The 21665-nt window shown below is 59.8% G+C and carries 21 protein-coding genes, 3 pseudogenes and 1 riboswitch; of the genes and pseudogenes, 13 read left to right on the forward strand and 11 right to left on the reverse strand.

What is annotated here, in order from left to right:
* Nucleotides 1-16 precede the first annotated feature (16 nt).
* On the reverse strand, nucleotides 17-1096 hold the full coding sequence (locus R5R73_RS02435) for an IS110 family transposase (RefSeq protein WP_322528658.1): 1080 nt from the start codon (nucleotides 1094-1096) through the stop codon (nucleotides 17-19).
* Between the two features lie 294 nt (nucleotides 1097-1390).
* Nucleotides 1391-1676: pseudogene (locus R5R73_RS02440) on the reverse strand (DDE-type integrase/transposase/recombinase); the annotation flags it as partial.
* A 26-nt stretch (nucleotides 1677-1702) separates the two neighbouring features.
* On the opposite strand from R5R73_RS02440, the gene R5R73_RS02445 reads away from it, so the two are divergent.
* From R5R73_RS02445 to R5R73_RS02470, 5 genes and pseudogenes are all read left to right on the forward strand, one after another.
* On the forward strand, nucleotides 1703-1936 hold the full coding sequence (locus R5R73_RS02445) for an SUMF1/EgtB/PvdO family nonheme iron enzyme (RefSeq protein WP_416221212.1): 234 nt from the start codon (nucleotides 1703-1705) through the stop codon (nucleotides 1934-1936).
* A gap of 177 nt (nucleotides 1937-2113) precedes the next feature.
* Nucleotides 2114-2398, forward strand: a pseudogene (locus tag R5R73_RS02450) (transposase); the annotation flags it as partial.
* Nucleotides 2344-3534, forward strand: a complete 1191-nt coding sequence (locus R5R73_RS02455) for an IS1182 family transposase (protein WP_322529550.1) — start codon at nucleotides 2344-2346, stop codon at nucleotides 3532-3534. The pseudogene R5R73_RS02450 and the gene R5R73_RS02455, both read left to right, overlap by 55 nt.
* A gap of 175 nt (nucleotides 3535-3709) precedes the next feature.
* A pseudogene (locus tag R5R73_RS02465) lies at nucleotides 3710-4386 on the forward strand (L-histidine N(alpha)-methyltransferase).
* Nucleotides 4301-4510 carry an L-histidine N(alpha)-methyltransferase gene (locus R5R73_RS02470; protein WP_299259584.1) on the forward strand — a complete coding sequence of 70 codons (210 nt, stop codon included), beginning with the start codon at nucleotides 4301-4303 and terminating at the stop codon, nucleotides 4508-4510. The pseudogene R5R73_RS02465 and the gene R5R73_RS02470 overlap by 86 nt, the downstream one beginning before the upstream one ends.
* Nucleotides 4511-4649: 139 nt before the next feature.
* On the opposite strand, the gene R5R73_RS02475 is transcribed toward R5R73_RS02470, so the two are convergent.
* The 9 genes from R5R73_RS02475 to R5R73_RS02515 form a co-directional block, all read right to left on the reverse strand.
* The gene (locus tag R5R73_RS02475; RefSeq protein WP_164673685.1) at nucleotides 4650-5063 is read right to left on the reverse strand and encodes a hypothetical protein; all 414 of its coding nucleotides are present in this window, start codon (nucleotides 5061-5063) and stop codon (nucleotides 4650-4652) included.
* 827 nt (nucleotides 5064-5890) lie between these two features.
* On the reverse strand, nucleotides 5891-6445 hold the full coding sequence (locus tag R5R73_RS02480; protein ID WP_322528659.1) for a cytochrome b: 555 nt from the start codon (nucleotides 6443-6445) through the stop codon (nucleotides 5891-5893).
* Between the two features lie 31 nt (nucleotides 6446-6476).
* Nucleotides 6477-7259, reverse strand: a complete 783-nt coding sequence (locus R5R73_RS02485; RefSeq protein ID WP_322528660.1) for a copper resistance protein B — start codon at nucleotides 7257-7259, stop codon at nucleotides 6477-6479.
* The gene (locus R5R73_RS02490; RefSeq protein WP_322528661.1) at nucleotides 7252-9237 is read right to left on the reverse strand and encodes a copper resistance system multicopper oxidase; all 1986 of its coding nucleotides are present in this window, start codon (nucleotides 9235-9237) and stop codon (nucleotides 7252-7254) included. Before R5R73_RS02490 ends, R5R73_RS02485 begins: the two co-directional genes overlap by 8 nt.
* Nucleotides 9238-9300: 63 nt before the next feature.
* On the reverse strand, nucleotides 9301-9804 hold the full coding sequence (locus R5R73_RS02495) for a cupredoxin domain-containing protein (protein WP_035476223.1): 504 nt from the start codon (nucleotides 9802-9804) through the stop codon (nucleotides 9301-9303).
* Nucleotides 9805-9904: 100 nt separating this feature from the next.
* The gene (locus R5R73_RS02500; RefSeq protein ID WP_322528662.1) at nucleotides 9905-10363 is read right to left on the reverse strand and encodes a DUF411 domain-containing protein; all 459 of its coding nucleotides are present in this window, start codon (nucleotides 10361-10363) and stop codon (nucleotides 9905-9907) included.
* Between the two features lie 96 nt (nucleotides 10364-10459).
* A complete protein-coding gene (locus tag R5R73_RS02505) occupies nucleotides 10460-11767 on the reverse strand; it encodes a sensor histidine kinase (RefSeq protein WP_322528663.1) in 1308 nt (435 codons plus the stop codon).
* Nucleotides 11754-12419 (reverse strand): response regulator transcription factor, encoded by a 666-nt coding sequence (locus R5R73_RS02510; RefSeq protein WP_251929364.1) that lies wholly within the window; start codon nucleotides 12417-12419, stop codon nucleotides 11754-11756. The genes R5R73_RS02505 and R5R73_RS02510 overlap by 14 nt, the downstream gene beginning before the upstream one ends.
* Before the next feature lie 190 nt (nucleotides 12420-12609).
* Entirely contained in the window at nucleotides 12610-12825 is a 216-nt protein-coding gene (locus R5R73_RS02515) for a phosphatidylglycerophosphatase A (protein ID WP_322528664.1), read from the reverse strand.
* A 67-nt stretch (nucleotides 12826-12892) separates the two neighbouring features.
* Here R5R73_RS02515 and egtD point away from each other — a divergent pair, with 67 nt between their 5' ends.
* The 8 genes from egtD (at nucleotide 12893) to R5R73_RS02555 (ending at nucleotide 21489) form a co-directional block, all read left to right on the forward strand.
* The gene (egtD, locus tag R5R73_RS02520; RefSeq protein ID WP_322528665.1) at nucleotides 12893-13657 is read left to right on the forward strand and encodes an L-histidine N(alpha)-methyltransferase; all 765 of its coding nucleotides are present in this window, start codon (nucleotides 12893-12895) and stop codon (nucleotides 13655-13657) included.
* Nucleotides 13658-14181: 524 nt separating this feature from the next.
* The gene (locus tag R5R73_RS02525) at nucleotides 14182-15096 is read left to right on the forward strand and encodes an MBL fold metallo-hydrolase (RefSeq protein ID WP_322528666.1); all 915 of its coding nucleotides are present in this window, start codon (nucleotides 14182-14184) and stop codon (nucleotides 15094-15096) included.
* Nucleotides 15097-15144: 48 nt separating this feature from the next.
* A complete protein-coding gene (locus R5R73_RS02530) occupies nucleotides 15145-16938 on the forward strand; it encodes a SulP family inorganic anion transporter (RefSeq protein ID WP_322528667.1) in 1794 nt (597 codons plus the stop codon).
* A 37-nt stretch (nucleotides 16939-16975) separates the two neighbouring features.
* On the forward strand, nucleotides 16976-17431 hold the full coding sequence (locus R5R73_RS02535) for a YeeE/YedE family protein (protein WP_322528668.1): 456 nt from the start codon (nucleotides 16976-16978) through the stop codon (nucleotides 17429-17431).
* A complete protein-coding gene (locus R5R73_RS02540; RefSeq protein ID WP_322528669.1) occupies nucleotides 17428-17841 on the forward strand; it encodes a DUF6691 family protein in 414 nt (137 codons plus the stop codon). The genes R5R73_RS02535 and R5R73_RS02540 overlap by 4 nt, the downstream gene beginning before the upstream one ends.
* Nucleotides 17842-18156: 315 nt before the next feature.
* Nucleotides 18157-18483 (forward strand): four-helix bundle copper-binding protein, encoded by a 327-nt coding sequence (locus tag R5R73_RS02545; protein ID WP_322528670.1) that lies wholly within the window; start codon nucleotides 18157-18159, stop codon nucleotides 18481-18483.
* Between the two features lie 263 nt (nucleotides 18484-18746).
* Entirely contained in the window at nucleotides 18747-19958 is a 1212-nt protein-coding gene (locus R5R73_RS02550) for a zinc-dependent alcohol dehydrogenase (protein WP_322528671.1), read from the forward strand.
* 67 nt (nucleotides 19959-20025) lie between these two features.
* Nucleotides 20026-21489, forward strand: a complete 1464-nt coding sequence (locus tag R5R73_RS02555) for a dihydrolipoyl dehydrogenase (RefSeq protein ID WP_322528672.1) — start codon at nucleotides 20026-20028, stop codon at nucleotides 21487-21489.
* Between the two features lie 67 nt (nucleotides 21490-21556).
* Nucleotides 21557-21641: riboswitch (Fluoride riboswitch) on the forward strand.
* The last annotated feature ends 24 nt before the right edge of the window (nucleotides 21642-21665 follow it).

The following is a 21665-nucleotide window of genomic DNA, read 5'->3' on the forward strand; positions in this document are numbered from 1 at the left end:
GACGCCCTTCTAAGTGTCAAGTGGCGATTTGTGCTTGACGGATCTCACGATGGCGGTTGCGCAGCACATAGTACAGCTCCCGGGCGATATAGCGTTTCAGACAGCGGATAGCTTCCAGTTTGGAGTGTCCTTCCGCCATCCGTCGCGAGACATACGCCTGCGTGATGGCATCCAGGCGTAGTCGCCCGATGGCGATGATATGCAGCGCACTATTGGCGGCCCGATCGCCACCCCGATTGAGCCGGTGCCGCTGCATCTTTCCTGACGAGGCAGGAATCGGGCTGACACCGCATAGCGCCGCAAAGCTGGCTTCTGAGCCGAGGCGGTCCGGGTTGTCGCCCGCCGTGATCAGTAATTGTCCTGCCGACTCGTAGCCTACCGCAGTCCGCGACACCAATTCGGGTGCCAGTTCATCGACGATGGCCTTGATCATGATATCCAGATCGGCGATCTCGTCATGCAGCTCCAGGTAGCGGCGAGCGAGGGACTTCAGGGCGATACGATAGGCCATCGTAATATCTCGGTACCCGCTCAGGTCGGGTCGCCATGCTGCCAGCGTCCGGATCAACTGCATCCGCGTCATTTTTCTCAGTAGGTCGCGCAGTTCCTCTGGCGCTGAGATCACCTGGGTCTGAATCATCTGGAGCGCCACACGACGAGCCTCGACTGCAGTCTTCCGGCAAACTTTCAGCACGCGCAAGGCCTCGACCATGCCGTCACGTGTCTTCGGCGTGACAGTGCGAATTCCTGCGTAGGCCGCGTGGGCGGCGTTTTCCGCATCGAGGGTGTCATTCTTGCCACGCTTGCGCCGTACGCTCTTATCGGGCGTCGTAACCTCCAGAATGGTGATGTCAGTGTGCTGAAAGTAGCGCAGTAGGCCAGCTCCGTAGGTGCCGGTACATTCGACACCCACCCGGCTGATCTCGCCGAAGGAGCGCATCCAAGTCAGCATCGTTTTGTAGCCATGCCGGGTGGTCGGAAAACCGGCGGAACCAAGAACGCGGTCATGGGCATCCACGACCGCGGCCACATGCAGATCCTTATGGGTATCAACGCCGCCGACAATGCCAGGGCGGTCACTGTGTTGCTGGTTCATGGCGGGTCTCCAGACTATCGGTTCAGGATGGTTTCACCGAGTTCGATAGCCTGGACACGACAGTAACGAGACAGGCTGTCAGGCCCTTCTTGGGTCACATGCTTCGACGAGGCGAAACCTCGCCGTTAGATGTTCCCGGGTAACCGACAGGTCCAGGGAAAGACACTTGGCCATGGTCGATCGGAATGCGGGTCAGGAAACCCGAGAACACTCACGGCACCAGGTCTTCAGGATAGATCGATCACTGTGAGCGTTAGATCAACCCAGGAACACCTGGCACTTTGTAGTCTTACTGTCCGAATGTACCATGACAATCCCTTGGGGTTTCCGCCGCCAGACGGCTGACAGCAAGGCATCCAAGGCAAGGTCCGTTGTCATGCGTGGCTTCATCGACCAGCCCGCGGCCTGGCGCGAGAACAAGTCGATAACCACCGACAGGTAGAGCCAGCCTTCGTGGGTGCGGATGTAGGTGATGTCGGTGACCCAAACAACATTGGGTGCCGTTACGTCAAATCGGCGATCTAGACGGTTGGGGAGACACGACCGCCGGCTTGCCACCATAGGCGCCGGGTCGCCGCTGGCGGGGACACAGGCGCCCCGGGACAGGTGTTCGGCGATGTCTGGGAGTGGACGGGCAGCGCCTATCGTCTCTATCCGGGGTTTCGCAAGTTGCCGGGCAGTCTGGGGGAATACCACGGCAAGTTCATGTCCGGCCAGATGGTGTTGCGAGGCGGCTGTTGTACGACGCCGGCCGATCACGTCCGCGTCACCTATCGCAACTTCTTCCCGCCTCATGCCCGCTGGGCATTCTCGGGATTTCGCCTGGCAAGGGAGGCGTGACCATAATGTCGAACACGGCAACAGCCGTGCGTTTCCACGATCAGCAACCTCCGGTTGCCCAGACTGCTGACAAAGCTCTGGCGTCTTCGCCGGAGCTTTGTTGTTATTGGCAGACCCGTTTTCGCTGCAGCTGCCGACATGCTCAAAGATCCTTCCCCACAACAACATGAACTCGAGATGGTCACGCTCGAGGAGCTGGTTCCCCACAACCACCTCCTGCGCCAGATCGATGCCGCGCTCGACTTCACCTTCATTCGCGACAGGGTGCGTCATCTCTACTGCGCCGATAACGGCCGGCCCGCACTCGATCCGGTACTGCTGTTCAAGGCGCTGTTCATCGGCTATCTGTTCGGCGTTCGCAGCGAACGCCAACTGATGCGCGAGATCCAGGTCAACGTCGCCTATCGCTGGTTTCTGGGGCTGCGACTGACCGACAAGATACCCGACGCCTCGACGATCAGTCAGAACCGGCGCCGCCGGTTCTCCGACAGTACGATCCATCAGGAGATCTTCGACACCGTGGTCGAGCAGGCCATCGCGCAGGGACTGGTCGGCGGCGAGGTACTGTACACCGACAGCACCCATCTCAAGGCCAACGCCAACAAGCATCGCCTCGAGCGACGCGAAGTCGAAACGAGCACGCAAGATTATTGGGAAGCGCTGGATGTGGCGGTCGAGGAGGATCGCGCTCAGCAGGGAAAAAAGCCCTGACGCCGCGTGCCAAGGCACCGGCGACGACCGAGAAGAAGATCAGCCTCACCGATCCCGATAGCGGCTACATGGTGCGCGACGGCAAGCCTACCGGCTTCTTCTACCTGGATCACCGCACCGTTGACGGCAAATGCGCCATCATCACCGATACCCATGTGACGCCGGCGAGCGTGCATGACAGTGTTCCCTATCTGGCAAGACTCGATCATCAGTGCCAGCGCTTCGGACTCAACCCCATCGGTGTCGGCCTCGATGCTGGCTACTTCACGGCCGCCATCTGCCACGGGCTGGAAGCGCGCAGTCTCTACGGCGTCATCGGCTATCGCCGACCCAGCAAACTCAAGGGTTATCTGCCGAAGCGACTGTTCACTTATGAAACGCAGAGCAACACGTATCAGTGCCCGGAAGGCCACTCCCTGACCTACGCCACGACCGATCGCAACGGCTACCGCCATTATCGCAGCGACCCCATAATCTGCCGGGACTGCCCTCGACTCGCATCCTGTACCCGTAACGCTAAACAGATCAAAACCGTCACGCGACATGTGTGGCAGGACGACAAGGATCGGGTGGATGCCCGACGGCTGACGGAGCCGGGCAAGAAGCTCTACAAACGCAGGAAAGAAACGGTGGAGCGCAGCTTCGCCGATGCCAAACAGCTACATGGGCATCGCTATGCGCGAATGCGTGGGCTAAAGCGGGTGAGAGAGCAGTGTCTGCTAGCCGCCGCGTGCCAAAACCTCAAGAAGATAGCGCTGGCGCGATGGCGCCGGCTTTTTAGCGCGATTTTGAGCTACCTGAAGGCGTATCAGAGCCCTCAGGGCGTGTTCTCTCGGCTGACATCGCAACAGCGCGTTATGCCGATTGCATGGCGACGGTGTGGGTAGTGCCATCCTGAAAACAACGAACCCACCGAAATCGGTGGGTTCGTCAGCAGTCTGAGCAACCTCCGGTTGCCTTTAAATCGCTACGCGACGAGTTGCTTCGAGGCCTGAGGTCGGCCCCCAAGATGGCATCGCCCTTGTTTTATACGATCGGCGTGGTTCGGAGCTGTTCGACCAGATCTGCGTACAGCCTGAGTATTATCCCACACGCGGAAGAAGCGATCCTGCGCGATGCCGCCGATGACATCGCCAATGTGGTGGGCCGGGATGCCACGCTGATCGAACTGGGTAGCGGAGCGAGCCGCAAGGTTCGCCTGTTGCTCGAGGCGGTGCGACCGACGAGCTATCTGGGTATGGATATTTCCCGTGATTTCCTGCTGGATAGTACGCGACGTCTCGCCGCTGACTATCCTTCATGCTGCTTGTGCTGACTTTTCGCAGCGCGTGGCGATGCCCAAGGGGCTGGCGTGCGATCATCCGGTGGCTTTCTTTCCCGGCTCGAGCATCGGTGACTTCACACCGCAGAAAGCGGAGTCATTTCTGCACAGCCTGCACTCATTGCTGCCTGTGGATAGTGGTTTGCTGATCGGCGTCGATCTGATCAAGGACACCAAAACCCTCAATGCTGCCTACAACGATGTAGCGGGGGTAACGGCGGCCCTCAACCTCAATCTGCTCGAGCGGCCGTGCCGCGAAGTCGAGGCCGATCTCGATCCGCAGTTCATTTTCGCCTCTGGCGTTTTACAACGAAGCGCAATCGCGTACCGAGATGCACTTGGTCAGCGATATTGCCCAGGAGATCGAGGTGGCTGGCGAAATTTTCCGTTTCGAGACGGGAGAGATGCTACATACTGAGAATTCCTATAAATACACGATCGAGGGATTCCAGGTTTTAGCTGTGCGTGCGGGCTTTCCAGCGAGAGCTCAGTGGGTCGATGACGCCGCTCTGTTTAGTGTTCATTATCTGGAAAGAGCTTAGTCTACTGTTTCTTAGGCTGCATCACGTACATGGATACTTTTTTGACTGTTATTTTGCAAAAGAATTTACCAAATAACGTGACGGCCAGGCCCTTTGTTTAGGGCCTGGTGCGTTGATTTGGTTATTGCTTTTCTGTTGGTTATTCAAACCCCATGTGTATATTGTAACGACTGTTTGACTCGTTGACACTGCCCAGTGCAGAACCTTTTATCTCAAGGTAATACTGCCCCGGTGTTACGTCCTCGGTGATCATGAAGTGTCCACTGTTGTCAGTGTCGCTAGCTAGTAGCTGATCAGCAGAGTTGTATAATGCAGCTTCGATTACCATTGATTGGCCTGAATCGCTGGCAAGATGTTCGCTGCTTAAGTAAAGCTTCCCAGCCCGATCAACCGGGACTTGGTAGCGAACGGAGGTGCTCGCTAACTGCTGGGTAGAAGAGATACCCTCTTGTAATATCTTGTTCGCTGTATCTTGATGTCCCGGAGCCGCAAAGGCGGGGGCAGTGATAGCTACGGCAAGCGCTAAGGTCAATGCTTGAATTCCACGGTTCATGACAATCTCCTAAAAGTTGGTACAGCCTAAGTATGTGCGACGAATCTGAACTGGAGCTGAAAACGATACGAATATTGATGGATAAACTTGAAAAGCGAATCCGGTAATGGGGTGGCGTAAGTCAATTGCACTAAGTGAATGTTTGCTTTGCGGTTCTGCTTGTTCTATCACATTGCAATCCTTTCACCAAATTAGATAGATCTTCAGATGTTCATGCCACTACACCTCGTCCGACCTATGATAGCACCACTTATGTTAAGCTCTGTTTCTTTATCGCCTCTCTGTATTTCGAACGTTTCTCGAATCTGCTCGAAGATTCAGGCCACTAACGGTGTTTAAAATGCCTGAAAAGGTTTGGTGCATAGGAAATGATATTTCTATAGCCGGTAGCCGGTAGCCGGTAGAGGGAAGGGGATGCCGTGTTGCCAGCAGATAAATCTTGAAGAACCGACCAGCAGGGCGGCACTGGTTAGCTTGTTTGGCGAGTGAATCTTCCAATTTCCGAATGATAGCTGCATTTGTCCTGCATTTTGACGAACATAACGATCGGGAAAGGCCGCACTGTCTAACACGATCGCACGGGATCCATATGCAAACTATCGAATTATAAAGGACACCGACTAGAATCCCTCAAACCATGATGGATACGTCACACCTATGACGATGAGACGGCATTCATGGTTTCCTGCATGAGTCTCCCTGAGTCCGACAAGTATTTTCGGTCCGATCCATCGACTCTTCAAGAGGATCAAAAGATTGGAAACAGGGAGCTTTACCAATTATTTCATCCGAATATCTTCGAAATCTTGCTTCGAACTGACGCTAGATCAGCGGCGCCGGGGCCCCGCTATGCGGCTAAGAGTACCATCCCGGCGTATCAGACCGTGCCAAAGCAGTGCCATACCGGCATGACCGACAATCAGCGCCAGCAGGGCCCAGCCCAGCCAGACATGCCACTGACGAGCCAGCATCATCCGAGCGCCCTGGGCGCTTTGGCCGTCGAATAGAGGTATGCCGAAAGGTGCGAATGGCTGACCACCGAGCCAGGTCATGTAGAGCCCGAGAGCCGGTATTCCCAGCATTAGCAGATAGAGCAATAAGTGCGAAAAAGTCGCGATTTTGGCCAGCTTGCCGACGTGAGCCGGGCGGTGGCGTAAGTTGAACAGTGCCCAAAGTGCGCGAAGTACAATCAAGCCCATCAACAGCGTGCCCAGGGGTTGATGGGTCGAAAGCCAGGCTTGTACCCACTGGGGGTGTCCCCATAATATTTTTGCTGCCATCCCGCCAAGTTGCCAAAGCAGCAGCGCGCCGATTCCCCAGTGTAACCATCGGCTGATTCTGCCGTAGCGATCAGGTGTGTCCTTCACGGGTAAAAATGCCATCGTGATGCTTCCTCCTCCCCACAACAGAGACTCAGTACCAGGCTCGCAAACCCACTACCCATGCAGTAGTCGATTCATCCTCGTCGTAATTGCGTTCATGACTGATCCCCACGTAAGGGCTGATCTCCCGTATCAGGCTATAACTTAGCCTCAGCCCGACCTCGCTGCTGTTGAGGCCTTGCTCCAGGTCATATTCCGGCACATCTTGAAGCGATGCCGAGAGCTCCAGCCGAGGCTGAAGAATCAGTCGTTGAGTGATGAGCATTTCATATTCGAATTCGGTGCTTGCGCTGACATCACCCTCGTCACTGACGAATAACGCAGTGTCGGTTTCCATCATCAAAGGTGCCAGACCCTGAAAGCCAACGACCGCGAAGCGTCGATCAGGGTCCGGATTGAAGCTTTGACGCACGCCCGTCTGCAAGTTCCAGAACGGGCTTATCGCGCGACTATAGAGCAACTGGAGATCGCTGCTTTCGGGACTTCCTCCATTGATTGGCCCTTCTCCTTCGCTTTTCCACCAGAAACGGTCGATGTCGTTTCCAATCCAGCCTTGGGCATCCCACAGCCAGGCGTTGGGGGCGCCGTTTGTGTCGCGATACTCGAACCGATCCAGGAGTATCTGGCTGAACAGCGCGTCATCATGTACCGGTTCGTTCCACTCGGCGGGAGAGCCGCTGTGGGCGTTCAGAGGCCCGCCGGGGACGACTTCGTCCACATTGGCACGGCCATGGTTGTCGGCGATAGCGGCGACTGGCAAGCATAGAGCCGCGAGGAGGAGTGTTCCGCGACAGGTGAATTTGCTGTTAAACATTGTCGAACGCCTCCGCCGGAGCGACTCTGACTACCCGGAACATCCCGGCATCCATGTGGTACAACAAATGGCAGTGGAAAGCCCAGCGACCCGGTTCATCGGCAGTGAGAAGTAATGACGCACGCGAGGCCGGCAGGACGCTGAGCGTGTGTTTGAACGGTAGGTGTTCCCCTTGTCCGTTCTCCAGCTCCATGAACATGCCATGTAGGTGGATGGGATGCTCCATCATGGTGTCGTTGACCAGCACCAGACGAATACGGTCTCCCAGCACGATGTCGATTGGCTCGGCGTCGGAATACTTCACGCCGTCGAATGACCACATGTAGCGATCCATATTGCCGGTCAGGTGCAGCTCGATCGTGCGTGACGGCGGGCGTCGGTCGCGCATGGGCTTGATGTTGCGTAGCTGACTATAGGTGAGCACGCGATGATCGACAGTCTCGAGACCGGTCCCACGTTCACCGAGCCGGTTGCTCTGCACCTCGGCGACGTTGATGTTGCCGGGTCCGTGGCCGCCTTGCTCATGGCGTGCCACGACCGGGCCGGCATCCTCTGCGCCCATTCCGGCCATTCCGGCCATGGCGTTGTGGCTGCCGCCGGCGTGATTCATACCCGACATGCTGCCATCGCCCATGCCATTCATGGAGCCGTGGTTCCTACCCGACATGCCACCATCGCTCATGCCATTCATGGAGCCGTGGTTCATACCCGACATGCCACCATCGCCCATGCCATTCATGGAGCCGTGGTTCATCGACATGCTGCCATCGCTCATGCCACTCATCTCCCCGGCGGCCATGCCGCCCATGGCGCCGTGCGACATATCCATACCCATATCCACCATCGTGCGCTGCGGTGGCTCTCTCAACGGGGGTACCGCCGCGCGCATGCCAGCGCGAGGCGCCAAAGTGCCCAAGGCGAAACCACTGCGGTCCATTGACTCCGCCATCAGCGTGTAGGCAGTGTCTGCTCGCGGCTCGATGATAACGTCATAGGTTTCTGCGACACCGATCTGAAACTCGTCGGTTTCTACCGGCTCCACTTCCTCACCGTCAGCGCCTACCACTGTCATGGCCAGGCCGGGAATGCGGAAGTTAAAGTAGGTCATTGCCGAGGCATTGATAACCCGCAGCCGTATCCTCTCTTCCGGTTGAAAGAGTCCTTCCCAGCCAGCCGCCGGATGACGGCCGTTCATCAAGTAGGTGTACGTCGACCCTGTCACATCGGCAATGTCTCTGGGACTCATGCGCATATTGTTCCACGCCAGACGGTCTTGTAGCGTGGCTTTCCAACCATGCTTCTCCACGGCCTCGAAAAAATCGCCTGCCGTGCGTTCGTTGTAGTTGTAGTAGTCGCTTTGACTTTTCAGCCGTGCCATCACTCTATGTGGATCTTCAAAGGTCCAGTCGTTGAGCATGATCACGTATTCGCGATCGGCCTGTATCCGATGGGGGGCTGCAGGGTGCACGACGAGCGGGCCGGTCAGACCGATCTGCTCCTGCATGCCGGAGTGACTGTGATACCAATAGGTGCCGCTCTGGCGCACGGAGAATGCCGCCTCAAAACTTTCGCCAGGTGCGATGCCGGGGAACGACACACCTGGCACGCCATCCATCTCGAACGGCAAGAGCAAACCATGCCAATGAATAGAGGTATCTTCATCGAGATGGTTGTGAATGCGCAGGCGTGCGGTTTGCCCCTCCCATAGTTCGATTAGCGGCGCGGGAATCGAACGATTGATGGTGATGCCGCTGCCATGGCCACCGGCGATGGCAACCCGTTCTCGACGCACGTCGAGATCCAGCGAGACAGGGCGGGGCGAGCCGCCCGCAACCAGCGCCGCGACCCCACTCTGCGAAGAGAGCGCCTCGCCTCGGGCATAGCTGGGTAGCAGTGACTCCAATCCTGCCAGGGCGCCGGTTCCGGCCAGTGCGATCAGAAGTCGACGACGATCATTATCGATCGAGCGATGTTTCATGGATTTCATTCCCCAACGTGCGTGAGATCACCTAGGAGCGCGTGCGGTGCGCATGACCAAGGTTCAAGCGTTCGAATTCAAGGTGACGGTTCCTTTCATCCCGGCTTCGTAATGGCCGGGAAGGAAGCACGCGTACTCGATGACGTCGCCCTGCTCGGGTGCGGTCCAGATCAGTGTCTCGGTCTCGCCCGGCGCTATGGTGACGGCTGCGCTTTGGGTCTCACCGTGATCCATCATGCCGTTGTGATGATCGCCCATCATCTTATCGCTGCCTTCAGCGCCGTGATGGTCTCCGCCCTGTTGCATCATTTCTCGATGCATCTGCTGCATGCGGCCGCTGCCGATAGAAAATTCGTGGGGAATCATGGATACGTTTTCGATCCGAAAACGTACCGTCTTACCGGGTTCGATCTGCAGTTTGTCGGCGTCGAACCACATGCTTCCGGCCTGAATATCGATCGTTCGGCTGGGCGCGGGCTCACTTTGGTGTGACTGACCGTGGCCGGTATCTGCCAAGGCTGAGGCGCTGACGGCAGTCAAGGTGAAAAGCAAGAACAGGAATTTCATCAAAAAGCTCCGCTGTTATGAGAAAGGATATTTAAAGGTGATGTTTTCGCCCGCTGATCGAGGCCGGCGGATACCAAAACCAGATTGCCGGGTGCCAGAATCAGCCTGCCGATATCGGCAGGGTCATGAACACTCGAGTTTCGTTACCGTCGAACTGATGCACGTTCAAGGCCTGAACCTGATCGCCGGGCATCCCCGGTGTGCCAGCCGGCATGCCGGGCAGGGCGATACCGCGAACGCTTGGACGTTCGGCAAAAAGCCGATCGAGCGCTGCGCCGGGTACATGGCCCTCGACAACGTAGCCCCCCATCTTGAGGGTGTGGCAGCTCCCGAGTCCATGAGGAAGGTCAAGGCGTTCTTTGATTTCGCCGAGGTTGGTGGTTTCCACGACTTTGACATCGACACCACGCTCCTTCAGATAATCGCCGTAAGCGGCACAGCAGCCACAGGCAGGGCTTTTGTAGAGTGTCGCCTCATCGGGTAGCGGCGAAGCGTGGGCGACTTGAGCACCCAGAATGAGTGTTGCGGACAAAAGTAGTGCGACGTTTCTGCGTGGCATGACGAATCTCCCGAGCGTTCATGAGCCTTCGCCATCAGTAAACGTGGGTAAGCTGAAAAGAGGCTGAATAGATCCGCCAAAACGAGAAAAGTATCTTCACGGCGCCGAGCCAGGGTGTAACGTGATTTCGACCCGCAGCCCGCCCAGTCGTGAACGGCCATAGGTCACACGACCGCCGTAGCGTTCGGTGAGCTGTGACAGAATGGAGAGCCCCAGGCCGTGGCCACGATGTTGTTCATCAAGCCTGACGCCTCGCTGGCCCAGGCGATCGAGCATGATATCCGGAACCCCCGGGCCATCATCCTCGAGCCTTAGGCACCAGGGCTTGGGAAGTAGCGTAAGCTCGACGCGTTGGCGCGCCCATTTACCGGCATTGTCGAGCACGATACCGAGCATCTCCATGCCGTCCTGACGCTCCAGCGGTATCCGGAAATCGACGACGGCGGTGTCATCGAGAACGAAGATGCGATCGGGGTAGAGGGTACGAAACATTTCCAGCATGGAAATGACTTCTGCCATGCCGGTATGTTGCTGTCCTGTAGACTGGCCGGCGATACGCGAATGGCGTAGTTCGCTCTCCAGTTTTTCATCGATGTCGTCGAGACGAGCCAGAATCTGCTTACGACGTTGATCATCCAGGGCTCGTTTTGAGCGAAGGGCTTGCATGACCGCCGTTAGTGGCGTCCTGATCGCGTGAGAAAGGTTGGCCAGTGACTCCCGCGAGCGCTGCTGACGACGTTCATGTTCGTCGAGAAGGGTATTGAGTTGAGCGATGGGGGCTTTCAGCTCGGAGACGGTTTTGATGTCCAGGCGGCGGCGCTCGCCGCGTTGCAGCTCGATGAGCTGGCGCGATAGCCGACCGAACGGGCGTAAAGCATGATTGACCGCGAACAGGTTGAGCAGTATCAACAGCAACAGCAGCACCATGGCCGCTGCACCGATCCACCAGTGAAGGCGTGTCAGTCCTCGCTCGATGCCGGCGAAGTCTTCGCCGACCGTCAATGTGGCAGGTTCGCCGGCAAGCATCAATCCGGTTCGCCACAGCAGCAGTCGATGATCGCGCCACTGCAAGAGTTGCGCGCCTTCTGTATCCCCGGTCGGCAATGTCTCGAGCGCATCGTGAGTCGCGTAGACACGGCCGTTGGTCCGCAACTGATAGAAGTGGTGAAAGGTTTCGGCGGGGCTGGAATCAGGTGGCAGCGACAGGGCACTCGGGCCCTCGAGGCGCAATCGGCGCACGAGCAGTTCGGATTCCTGCTGTAAGCGATCGGCGAGAAAATTCCGTGCCAACTGGTCCAGCAGCAGTCCGTGCAGTACCCAGGTACTCCCGACGACGATCAGCGCCGCAATGCCCAGGCTACCCAGCAACCGGAGGCGTAGGCTTCGCCGGCTAAACCGAGACAAGCATGTACCCCTCACCACGGCGCGTCACGATGCGCTCACGTCCGAGCCGATGACGTAGTCTGCCGATATAGACCTCGACGAGATTGGGAGCCGCAGCATCCTGCTCGAGCGCGTAGAGTTGTTCGAGCAAGTGTCGCTTGGAGTGAACGCGATCAGGGTGGCGCATCAGGTAGCGCAGAAGCCGAAATTCGGTGGAGGTGAGTGTTTGCCACTCCTGGTGATCCACACTGAACTGCTGGCGTGCCTCATCGAGCCGAAGATTGTTGATCTCCAGAAGGGAGGAAAAATGACTACCTCGACGACGCAACAAGGCCTCCAGACGCGCCAGCAACTCTTCCTCATGATAAGGCTTGGTGAGGTAGTCGTCGGCGCCGGCGCGAAGCCCTTCGACCTTATCCATCCAGCTATCTCTTGCGGTCAGAATCAGTATCGGCACAGACCACTTAGCGTCCCGCCAGTCGGAGAGGAGACTCAGCCCGGAGCCGTCCGGCAAACCAAGGTCCAGAATGACCAGCGTGTACTCCTCGCTAGCCGAGAGCGCAGACGCCGATCGGCTACTAGGTGAAATGTCGGTGCGGTAGCCAGCATCATCCAGAAGCTCTGCCAAACTTTCCGCCAACAGCTCATCATCTTCTACCAGTAATATTCTCATGGCTCATCGAGAGACTGAATCTATTTGCCGAAGATACAGCCGGTTCCTGAATGGTTCCTGAAAATCCGGAAGGCGCCGGATATCGTGATTTATCCCAATTCGGTGTTCATTCAACTGAGGCCTCCCCGAAGCCACATCTCAGGCATTTCGATCGACCGGGTTTTTGCGTGACGGTGGCAGGATCATCGCTTCACCTGGAATGCCATCGGTGCCACAGGGTAAGCCCCACAAAGAGCACAATACATGCAAAGAATGCCGCCATAACGTCATCCAGCACGATACCCAAGCCGCCACCGATGGCTTCGCTATAGCCAATGGGCAATGGCTTGGTGACATCGAACAGCCGATATAACACGAACGCTACTCCCATCGTCCAGGCACGGCGCGCCACCGTGATTCCGAGCATGGCGATCGGAAACGCCAGGTACTCATCACAGCCGGAGTATTATCCGACACGAACCGAGGAGTTGATCTTGGCCGACGCCGCCGAGGACATCGCAAGCATCGCCGGGAATGACGCGACGCTGATCGAACTCGGCAGCGGGGCAAGCCGCAAGGTTCGGCTGCTGCTGGAAGCCATGCGACCGTCGAGCTATCTCGGCATCGATATCTCCCGGGACTTCCTGCTCGAAAGCACGCGCCGTCTGGCTGCCGACTATCCATGGCTCGAGGTGCACGCCGCCTGTGCCGACTTCTCCTGCAACTTGGACTTGCCGGAGGGGCTGTACTGCGAACGGCCGGTCGGCTTCTTCCCGGGCTCGAGCATCGGCAACTTCGACCCGGAGTCCGCCGAAGATTTCCTGCGCGGCTTGCACTCACTGCTGCCCGTTGGCAGCGGGTTGCTGATAGGTGTCGACCTGATCAAGGACAAGACCACACTCGAAGCCGCCTACAACGATGCGGCAGGCGTGACGGCAGCGTTCAACCTGAACTTGCTGGATCGGCTGCGCGGGGAGCTGAATACCGAAATCGACCCCGGGCATTTCGCCCATCGCGCTTTCTATAACGAGGCGCAATCCCGCATCGAGATGCACCTGGTCAGCCGATTACCCCAGGTCGTGGCGATCGAAGGCGAGCGCTTCCGTTTCCAGGAGGGCGAGACGATCCATACCGAAAACTCCTACAAGTACACGGTCGAAGGCTTTCAGGCACTCACGGAGCGCGCGGGATTCAAGGCGCGCGCCTGCTGGACCGACGACGAGGACCTGTTCAGCGTCCACTATCTGGAGCGCTGCTGAAGCAGTCCCGATGACGAAACAGGGCAGCTCGACCGAGCAGGAGCTGCCTGCATACTTACAATGAGTAACAAAATACTGGCAATACTTAAGCCAGTTCATTATTCCTAGTCATAATTTGGCTTTATGCTGTCGCCTTCCATTGGATGGATGCTCGCCAGGAATGCAGACAGGAATGTTCTGATGCCATGGATTCACGGATTTGCGAGACCGTGATAGCCAAGCACCTATGGTCGTGCTTACTGAGGGCCCCGGCGCTTGCGCCTGGGCCCTCTTTCATTTTTCGTTGCTCTCCCGTTCCGCCGCTCTCCTTCATTCCGCGCCCGCCTGCACGATTCCACCATGCTTCTGCTCTTCGTTGGTGGCTCGGCAGCCAATGCTATCTGGCGGTCACGGATAACAGGTGCCTCGGTTATATCCAGATGGCATAGAGAGAATTTTGCGTCGACTTTTATATTTCAAAAAGATCTAACGTTAGAACATTTTTGGCGTTACTCTAGGGGCATGTCTTCCCCAAAGGAGTCGCCATGAACACTTTCGCTCTCTCCCGCGGTGATAGGGAAAGCGGCCGGCCCGATGTCGCCGGCTTCTTCGACCCTCGCACCTTCAGTATCCAGTACGTCGTCAGCGATCCCGCCACGCGCCGCTGCGCGGTCATCGACCCTGTGCTCGATTTTGATGAGAAGTCCGGCGCCACCGCGACCCATCATGCCGACGAGCTGCTGGCGTATATCGAGCGCGAAGGGCTCGAGGTCGAGTGGATTCTGGATACCCACCCGCACGCGGATCACTTTTCCGCCGCGCGCTATCTGCACGAAAAAACCGGCGCGCCCACCGCCATCGGCCGGCCGGTGACCCAGGTGCAGGCGCTGTGGAAGAAGATCTACAACTGGCCGGACCTGAAGGACGACGGCAGCCAGTGGGATCATCTGTTCGACGACGGGGACACCTTCAAGTTGGGCGAGATCGACTGTCGCGTGATGCACTCGCCGGGGCATACGCTGGCCTCGATCACCTACGTGATCGGCGATGCCGCCTTCGTTCATGACACCCTGTTCCAGCCCGATTTCGGCACCGCCCGCGCCGACTTTCCCGGCGGTGACGCTCATCAGCTATGGCATTCGATCCAGGCGATCCTCGCGCTGCCCGATGAGACGCGCCTGTTCACCGGTCACGACTACATGCCCGACGGCCGCGAACCGCAGTGGGAAAGCACCGTGCGCGAGCAGCGTGAGCACAACAAGCACCGGCTCGGCGAGAGCAGCGAGGCCGAGTACGTCGAGCTGCGCAACCGCCGCGATAGCGAGCTGCCGATGCCGAAGCTGATCCTGCACGCGTTGCAGGTCAATATTCTCGGCGGACGTCTCCCCGAGCCGGAGAATAACGGCAAGCGCTATCTGAAGATTCCTCTCAATGCGCTGGAAGGCGCGGCGTGGGAGTGAGATGAACCCCGGGGCGTGGCACGGTTCAGCTAACGAGGCCGACGAGTCATGAATCAGCAGCACAGAGTCGGGCTGGCACGCTGGCTTCCGATCCTCGACTGGGGGCGGCGCTACAACGGCGAGTTGCTGGGCGAGGATCTGCTGGCGGCCACCATCGTGGCGCTGATGCTGATTCCGCAGGCGCTGGCCTACGCCATGCTGGCGGGGCTCCCGCCGGTGGTGGGGCTGTATGCGAGCCTCGTGCCGCTGGTCGTCTATACCCTGCTGGGGAGTAGCGCGACGCTCTCGGTTGGTCCGATGGCGGTGGTGTCGTTGATGACGGCATCGGCGCTGTCGCAGGTTGCCGAATCGGGCTCGCCGGATTACATCGCCGCGGCCTTGGTGCTGGCGCTGCTCTCCGGGGCCATTCTCCTGATCATGGGGCTCTGTCGGCTGGGTTTTCTGGCCAACTTCCTGAGCCACCCGGTGATGACGGGATTCGTCAGCGCCTCGGGCGTTCTGATCGCGGCGAGTCAGCTCAAGCAGCTGCTCGGTGTCGAGCTCTCAGGTTCGACGCTGCCGGCGCTGTTGTCCCGGCTACCTTCGGCGCTGGACGATGTCAGCCTGCCCACAGTGGTCATCGGGCTGGGGTCGCTCCTGCTGCTGTGGCTGATACGGCGGTGGGGCAAGCCCGCGCTGGAACGCTGCCGTGTGCCGGCCCGAGCGGCGGGCGTGCTGGTCAAGCTGGCGCCCATCGCCACCATCGTGCTGGCGGCGCTGGTGGCCAGCGCGGCGGGATGGTTGGGCCGCGACGTGGCCGTCATCGGCGAGATTCCCGCCGGGCTGCCACCGCTGACCCTGCCCGACTGGGAGCCGGAGCTGTGGCGTTCGCTGATCGGCTCGGCGGTGCTGATCAGCATCGTCGGCTACGTGGAATCGGTCTCGGTGGCCCAGGCGCTGGCGGTGCGCCGTGGCGAGCGCGTCGATCCGGACCAGGAACTGATCGGGCTCGGCGGGGCCAATCTGGCGGCGGCTTTCACCGGCGGCATGCCGATCACCGGCGGCTTCTCCCGCTCTGTAGTCAACTACGATGCCGGCGCCCGTACCCCGGCCTCCAGCGCCTTCACCGCCGTGGGCATCGCGCTGGCCATGCTGTTCCTGTCGCCGTGGCTGCGGGAACTGCCGATGGCGACGCTGGCGGCGACCATCGTCATCGCCACCGTCTCGCTGATCGATCTGGCGGCGTTCAGGCGCGTCTGGCGCTATGCTCGCGGCGAGGGCATCGCGATGTCGGCGACCGCGCTGGCGACGCTGATGCTGGGCGTGGACGTGGGCATCCTGGTCGGCGTCGCCATGTCGCTGGCGCTGCATCTGTATGGCACCAGTCGGCCGCACAGCGCGGAAGTCGGCCGCATTCCCGGCACCGAGCATTTTCGCAACGTCCGCCGCCATGCCGTGGAGACCGACGCTGGTGTCGCCATTCTGCGCGTCGACGAGAGTCTCTATTTCGCCAACGTTCGCCATCTGGAAGACCTGGTCACAGCGGTGGTCAATCGCGATCCGCCGCCAAGGGATTTGGTGCTGGCCTGCCAGGCGATCAACGTCATCGACGCGACGGCGCTGGAGAGTCTCGAGGCGCTCAATCGGCGCCTGCGGGAAAAGAATATCGGGCTGCATCTCGCCGAAGTGAAAGGACCGGTGATGGATCGATTGAGTCGTACCGAACTGCTCGAGACGCTCAATGGCCGCGTTTTCCTGAGCACCTTCGATGCCTGGTGCGAGCTGCATGGCCGCGGCTCGGCGCCGTTGAGCCATCCCTGTATCGAATCGCCCGTCCCCGGGCATTCCGCGACAGCCGGTTGAGACAATCGTGGTGGAGACAACGTCAAGAGGACACGAGATGGAAACGATGAGTGGGTTGCAAGGCGCGCTGGGCGGCGTCCTGATCGGCCTTTCCTCCACCCTGCTCATGGGGCTGCTGGGGCGGATCGCCGGGATCAGCGGCATGCTCTCCGGGCTGATTTTCGACCGCGGCGGGGACAGGCCCTGGCGTCTGGCCTTTCTGCTCGGGCTGGTTTCGGGCCCGGCCGTGTTGATGCTGACGGGAAGCGGTCTGGGCAATACGGCTGCCGGCACCGGTGTGGTCGGCCTGCCTGTGGCCGGACCACTACTGATGCTGGCGGGAGGGCTGCTGGTCGGGCTGGGCACCGGTCTGGGTAGCGGTTGCACCAGCGGGCACGGGGTCTGCGGGCTGGCGCGGCTTTCGCCCCGGTCGATGGCCGCGACGCTCGTCTTCGTGCTGGTCGCCATGCTGACGGTGTTCGTCTCGCGGCACATGCTGGGGGGCTCGGTATGAAAGCGCTGGCAGGGTATCTGGCCGGGCTGCTGTTCGGGCTCGGTCTGGCAGTCAGCGGCATGACCGATCCGGCACGGGTCATCGGCTTCCTCGACGTGGCCGGCGCCTGGGATCCGACCCTGATCTTCGTGCTGGGTGGCGCCGTCGTCACCACTTTCATCGGTTATCGATTGGTCTGGCGGCGGCAGGCGCCGGTGCTGGACGTGCGCTTTCAGCTACCCACGCGCCGCGATCTCGACGGCCGGCTGCTGGGCGGTGCGGCACTTTTCGGCATCGGCTGGGGGCTGACCGGTTACTGCCCGGGGCCGGCGGTCGCCTCGCTGCCGGGGCTGAGCTGGCCGCTGGCGCTGTTTCTGGTCGCCATGGTGGCTGGATGGTGGCTGGCCCGTCGGTTCTCGCCCGCTCACTGAGGGGTGAACTCATCCTGGCATCATCGGCGCCTTTCAATAGACCTGGTACTGCATTGTGCGAGCAAAATCGTTACTACAGGTTTATCCAATTTAAATGGCGGAAATGTTTTTATTGATTCCCTTTTCGGCAGGCCAGTCTCATTCATCCAAACCTTTGTGTTGCAGAATCAGAAGGATATGAGAATAAGGCGGTTATATATCGAGAGAACTTGTCCGAGGCCCTGGAAGTCGCTACACCTTTGGATGAACTGTTAAACAGTTTCGATACCTATTGCCAATAAATGGGCGTTGGTAAAAAGCGCTAAAGGAGACGAGATGGACTTCGGAAAATATCAATCCTGCATCGAGAGTTGTCATATCTGTGCGGCTTACTGCGATGCCTGCTCTGTTGCCTGCCTGAAAGAAGACGACGTGAAAATGATGGCGGAATGTATCCGTCTGGACAGGCAGTGTGCGCAGATCTGCCGTTTGGCGGCTTCCTTCATGGCGCAGGGTAGCGAATATGCCAGCCAGATCTGCAGGCTCTGTGCGGATATCTGCAAGGCGTGTGGCGACGAGTGCGCCAAGCATGATGCCGAGCATTGCCAGGAGTGCGCCAAGGCTTGTCACCGCTGCGCCGAAGCGTGTGAAGCCATGGCGTAACCAGCAGGAAGCAAGGCGAAAAGTACCTCCCTGTGAACGACCCGATATCCACCCGGATATCGGGTCGTTTCATGAGCGCCCGTTGCTGCACTTGACCCACGTTAATCCGTTATTCCGAAGGCGCGTGGCGAGTTATTCGACGCCATCTACGCTCAAGGAGATTTGTCGCGTACGAGCCCACTCATTCGTTCATTCATGCAGGATGCCTGCGTGTATGACTCGTACTGTTTCGACACCCGACTCTGAAAATATCAGGAGGCATGATGAAAGCCGTCGTCTTTCACGCTATCGGTGATATTCGCGTCGATGACGTTCCCGAGCCGCAACTTCAGGAACCGACCGATGCCATCATCCGGCTGACCACCTCTGCACTGTGCGGCACCGACCTGCACTTCGTTCGCGGCTCCTTCACGCCGATGCAGGCCGGCACCATTCTCGGACACGAAGGCGTCGGTATCGTCGAGCAGCTCGGCGACGACGTGCGCAATCTCGATATCGGCGACCGGGTCGTCGTCTCCTCGACCATCGGCTGCGGCAACTGCTCCTACTGCCGCGCCGGTTACTACGCCCAATGCGACGTTGCCAACCCCAACGGCAAGCAGGCCGGCACCTCGTTCTTCGGCGGGCCGGCGCCGACCGGACCCTTCAATGGCCTGCAGGCCGAGAAGGCGCGCATTCCGTTCGCCACTACCGTGCTGACCAAGCTGCCCGACGAAGTCAGCGACGAACAGGCGATCGTGATATCGGACATTCTGCCGACCGCCTACTTCGGCGCCGATCTCGCCGAGATCAAGGATGGCGACAGTGTTGCGGTATTCGGCTGCGGCCCGGTGGGGCTGTGCGCCATCGTCAGCGCCAAGCTGCTCGGTGCCGGCCGGGTCTTCGCCATCGACTCCAAGCCGGATCGTCTCGACAAGGCACGCAAGCTGGGTGCAGAGTGCATCAACTTCGATCGGGAGGATCCGGTCGAGACGCTGCAGCGCCTGACCGGCGGGATCGGTCCGGATCGTGCCATCGATGCGGTGGGGATCGATGCCGAGCACGCCCACGATGCCCACGCCGGCGACAAAAGCGACATCGAGACCGAGGAGCAGGAGTCGCGTACCAACGCCCCGGAAACGAATCCCGACGGCGACAACTGGCACCCCGGCGATGCGCCAAGCCAGGCGCTGCAGTGGGCGGTTCGAAGTCTGGCCAAGGCCGGCACGCTGTCGATCATCGGCGTCTACCCGCCGGATTTCCGCCAGTTCCCGATCGGCATGGCGATGAACCGCAACCTGACGCTGAAGATGGGCAACTGCAACCACAGCAAGTACATCCCCAAGCTGGTCGACATGACCCGGACGGGGCTGATCGACCCGGCGGAGATCCTCAGCCAGGCCACGCCGATCTCCGACGTGCTCGAAGCCTACGAGGCATTCGATCGTCGCGAGGAAGGCTGGATCAAGGTCGAGCTCGAGCCGCAGGCGAATTGACGCTCACCGGCAGATGTCGTTCGCGGACGGTTGCCATTCGATCTGGGCGCGCCCATAGGGAGGAAGCATGCAGGAGCATCGGTTCGAGGTCGCGGTCATCGGTGCCGGCAGCGCGGGGCTGGCAGCTTGGCAGGCAGCCAGCAACCACACCGATAGCGTGGCGCTGATCGAAGGCGGAATCCCCGGCACGACCTGCGCCCGAGTCGGTTGCATGCCCAGCAAGCTGCTGATTGCGGCAGCCAACGCGGCGCATCAGGCTCGTCATGCCGCGCCGTTTGGCGTTCGGCTCGACGGCGAGGTGCGCGTGGATGGCGAAGCGGTGATGACGCGCGTGCGCCAGGAGCGGGATCGGTTCGTGGGTCACGTGCTGGAGTCGATGGAATCCATTCCCGATTCTTGCCGTTACCAGGGCATGGCCCGTTTCGAAGATGCGCATACGCTGCTCATCGGTGACGACATTCGGCTCACGGCCGGAAGAATCGTCATCGCCACCGGATCGCGGCCGGCCATTCCCGAGCCGCTCGAGACCGCGGGAGATCGGCTGGTGACCAGCGATACCGTGTTCGAATGGCGGACGCTGCCCGAATCGGTGGCAGTGTTCGGCCCGGGGACCACCGGGCTGGAACTGGCCCAGGCGCTAGCGAGACTCGGCGTGCGAGTGCGGCTGTTCGGCCAGCACGGCAGTCTGGGCGTGCTGACCGATGACAAGGTAATCGCCCAGTGCGAGCGCTTGTTCAACGAGGAGTTCTATCTCGATACGCGCGGCGATGCGGAAATCGTCGAGCGCCACGGCGACCAGGTGAGGGTGCGCTTTACCGATCGCCGCTCCAGCGAATCCAGGACCGAATCTTTCGATCACGCGCTGATCGCGACGGGGCGCCAGCCCAATGTCGATAGGCTCGAGCTGCCTCGCGCCGGGCTGGCGCTGGACGAGCGGGGCATGCCGGAAGTCGATCGCCATACGCTACGCTGTCGCAACGGGAACGGGGAGTTCGGCCATATCTACATGGCTGGCGATGTGGACAACGATACGCCGGTCCTGCACGAGGCGACCGACGAAGGCAATATCGCCGGCGACAACGCCGGCCGCGGGAAAGGCGTCTACGCCGCGCCGCGCCGTTCCCCGCTGAGCATCGCCTTCTGCGAACCGCAGATGGCCCGCGTCGGACCCGGGCATGCCGCGCTGGCGGAGCAGTACGGCGACAGGCTGAGCGTCAGCGAATTTTCCTACGAGAACCAGGGCCGGGCTCGCATCATGGCGGCCAACCGGGGCTATCTGCGTCTCTACGGCGAATACGGCAGTGGCCGCTTTCTCGGCGCCGAGCTCTGTGCGCCCGCGGGCGAACATCTGGCGCATCTGCTCGCCTGGGCGCATCAGCAGGCGCTATCCGTACCGGAAATGCTGGGGATGCCGTTTTATCACCCGACGCTGGAAGAAGGGCTTCAGACCGCGTTGCGCGAGCTGAGCGCTCGACTGCTGCTGAAACCGGCGATGGAGAATCAATGCATGGAGTGCGGCCCCGGCGCCTAGATAGAAAGAGCCGGGAGAGCGTCGCCGGGCGGTTCAGTAGCGCGGCCGCCGGGTTCGGTGCTAAGGTCTTGCCGTGGGAGATGGCATTCCTCCCGAGCGGCCTTCTCGTTCGCTCGAACCACCGTCTATCGGTTAATGATGCCTGCGGGCGCTTCGGTCGAGGCGTGTCGGCAGGT

This window comes from Salinicola sp. LHM, assembly GCF_034479735.1.
Taxonomy (GTDB): domain Bacteria; phylum Pseudomonadota; class Gammaproteobacteria; order Pseudomonadales; family Halomonadaceae; genus Salinicola; species Salinicola salarius.

Excerpts from the sequence above, each read along its gene's own strand:
- R5R73_RS02435 (WP_322528658.1), bottom strand. The coding sequence starts at position 1,096 with ATGAACCAGCAACACAGTGACCGCCCTGGCATTGTCGGCGGCGTTGAT.
- R5R73_RS02470 (WP_299259584.1), top strand. The coding sequence starts at position 4,301 with ATGCACTTGGTCAGCGATATTGCCCAGGAGATCGAGGTGGCTGGCGAA.
- R5R73_RS02475 (WP_164673685.1), bottom strand. The coding sequence starts at position 5,063 with ATGAACCGTGGAATTCAAGCATTGACCTTAGCGCTTGCCGTAGCTATC.
- R5R73_RS02480 (WP_322528659.1), bottom strand. The coding sequence starts at position 6,445 with ATGGCATTTTTACCCGTGAAGGACACACCTGATCGCTACGGCAGAATC.
- R5R73_RS02485 (WP_322528660.1), bottom strand. The coding sequence starts at position 7,259 with ATGTTTAACAGCAAATTCACCTGTCGCGGAACACTCCTCCTCGCGGCT.
- R5R73_RS02490 (WP_322528661.1), bottom strand. The coding sequence starts at position 9,237 with ATGAAACATCGCTCGATCGATAATGATCGTCGTCGACTTCTGATCGCA.
- R5R73_RS02495 (WP_035476223.1), bottom strand. The coding sequence starts at position 9,804 with ATGAAATTCCTGTTCTTGCTTTTCACCTTGACTGCCGTCAGCGCCTCA.
- R5R73_RS02500 (WP_322528662.1), bottom strand. The coding sequence starts at position 10,363 with ATGCCACGCAGAAACGTCGCACTACTTTTGTCCGCAACACTCATTCTG.
- R5R73_RS02510 (WP_251929364.1), bottom strand. The coding sequence starts at position 12,419 with ATGAGAATATTACTGGTAGAAGATGATGAGCTGTTGGCGGAAAGTTTG.
- R5R73_RS02515 (WP_322528664.1), bottom strand. The coding sequence starts at position 12,825 with ATGCTCGGAATCACGGTGGCGCGCCGTGCCTGGACGATGGGAGTAGCG.
- R5R73_RS02525 (WP_322528666.1), top strand. The coding sequence starts at position 14,182 with ATGAACACTTTCGCTCTCTCCCGCGGTGATAGGGAAAGCGGCCGGCCC.
- R5R73_RS02530 (WP_322528667.1), top strand. The coding sequence starts at position 15,145 with ATGAATCAGCAGCACAGAGTCGGGCTGGCACGCTGGCTTCCGATCCTC.
- R5R73_RS02535 (WP_322528668.1), top strand. The coding sequence starts at position 16,976 with ATGGAAACGATGAGTGGGTTGCAAGGCGCGCTGGGCGGCGTCCTGATC.
- R5R73_RS02540 (WP_322528669.1), top strand. The coding sequence starts at position 17,428 with ATGAAAGCGCTGGCAGGGTATCTGGCCGGGCTGCTGTTCGGGCTCGGT.
- R5R73_RS02545 (WP_322528670.1), top strand. The coding sequence starts at position 18,157 with ATGGACTTCGGAAAATATCAATCCTGCATCGAGAGTTGTCATATCTGT.
- R5R73_RS02550 (WP_322528671.1), top strand. The coding sequence starts at position 18,747 with ATGAAAGCCGTCGTCTTTCACGCTATCGGTGATATTCGCGTCGATGAC.
- R5R73_RS02555 (WP_322528672.1), top strand. The coding sequence starts at position 20,026 with ATGCAGGAGCATCGGTTCGAGGTCGCGGTCATCGGTGCCGGCAGCGCG.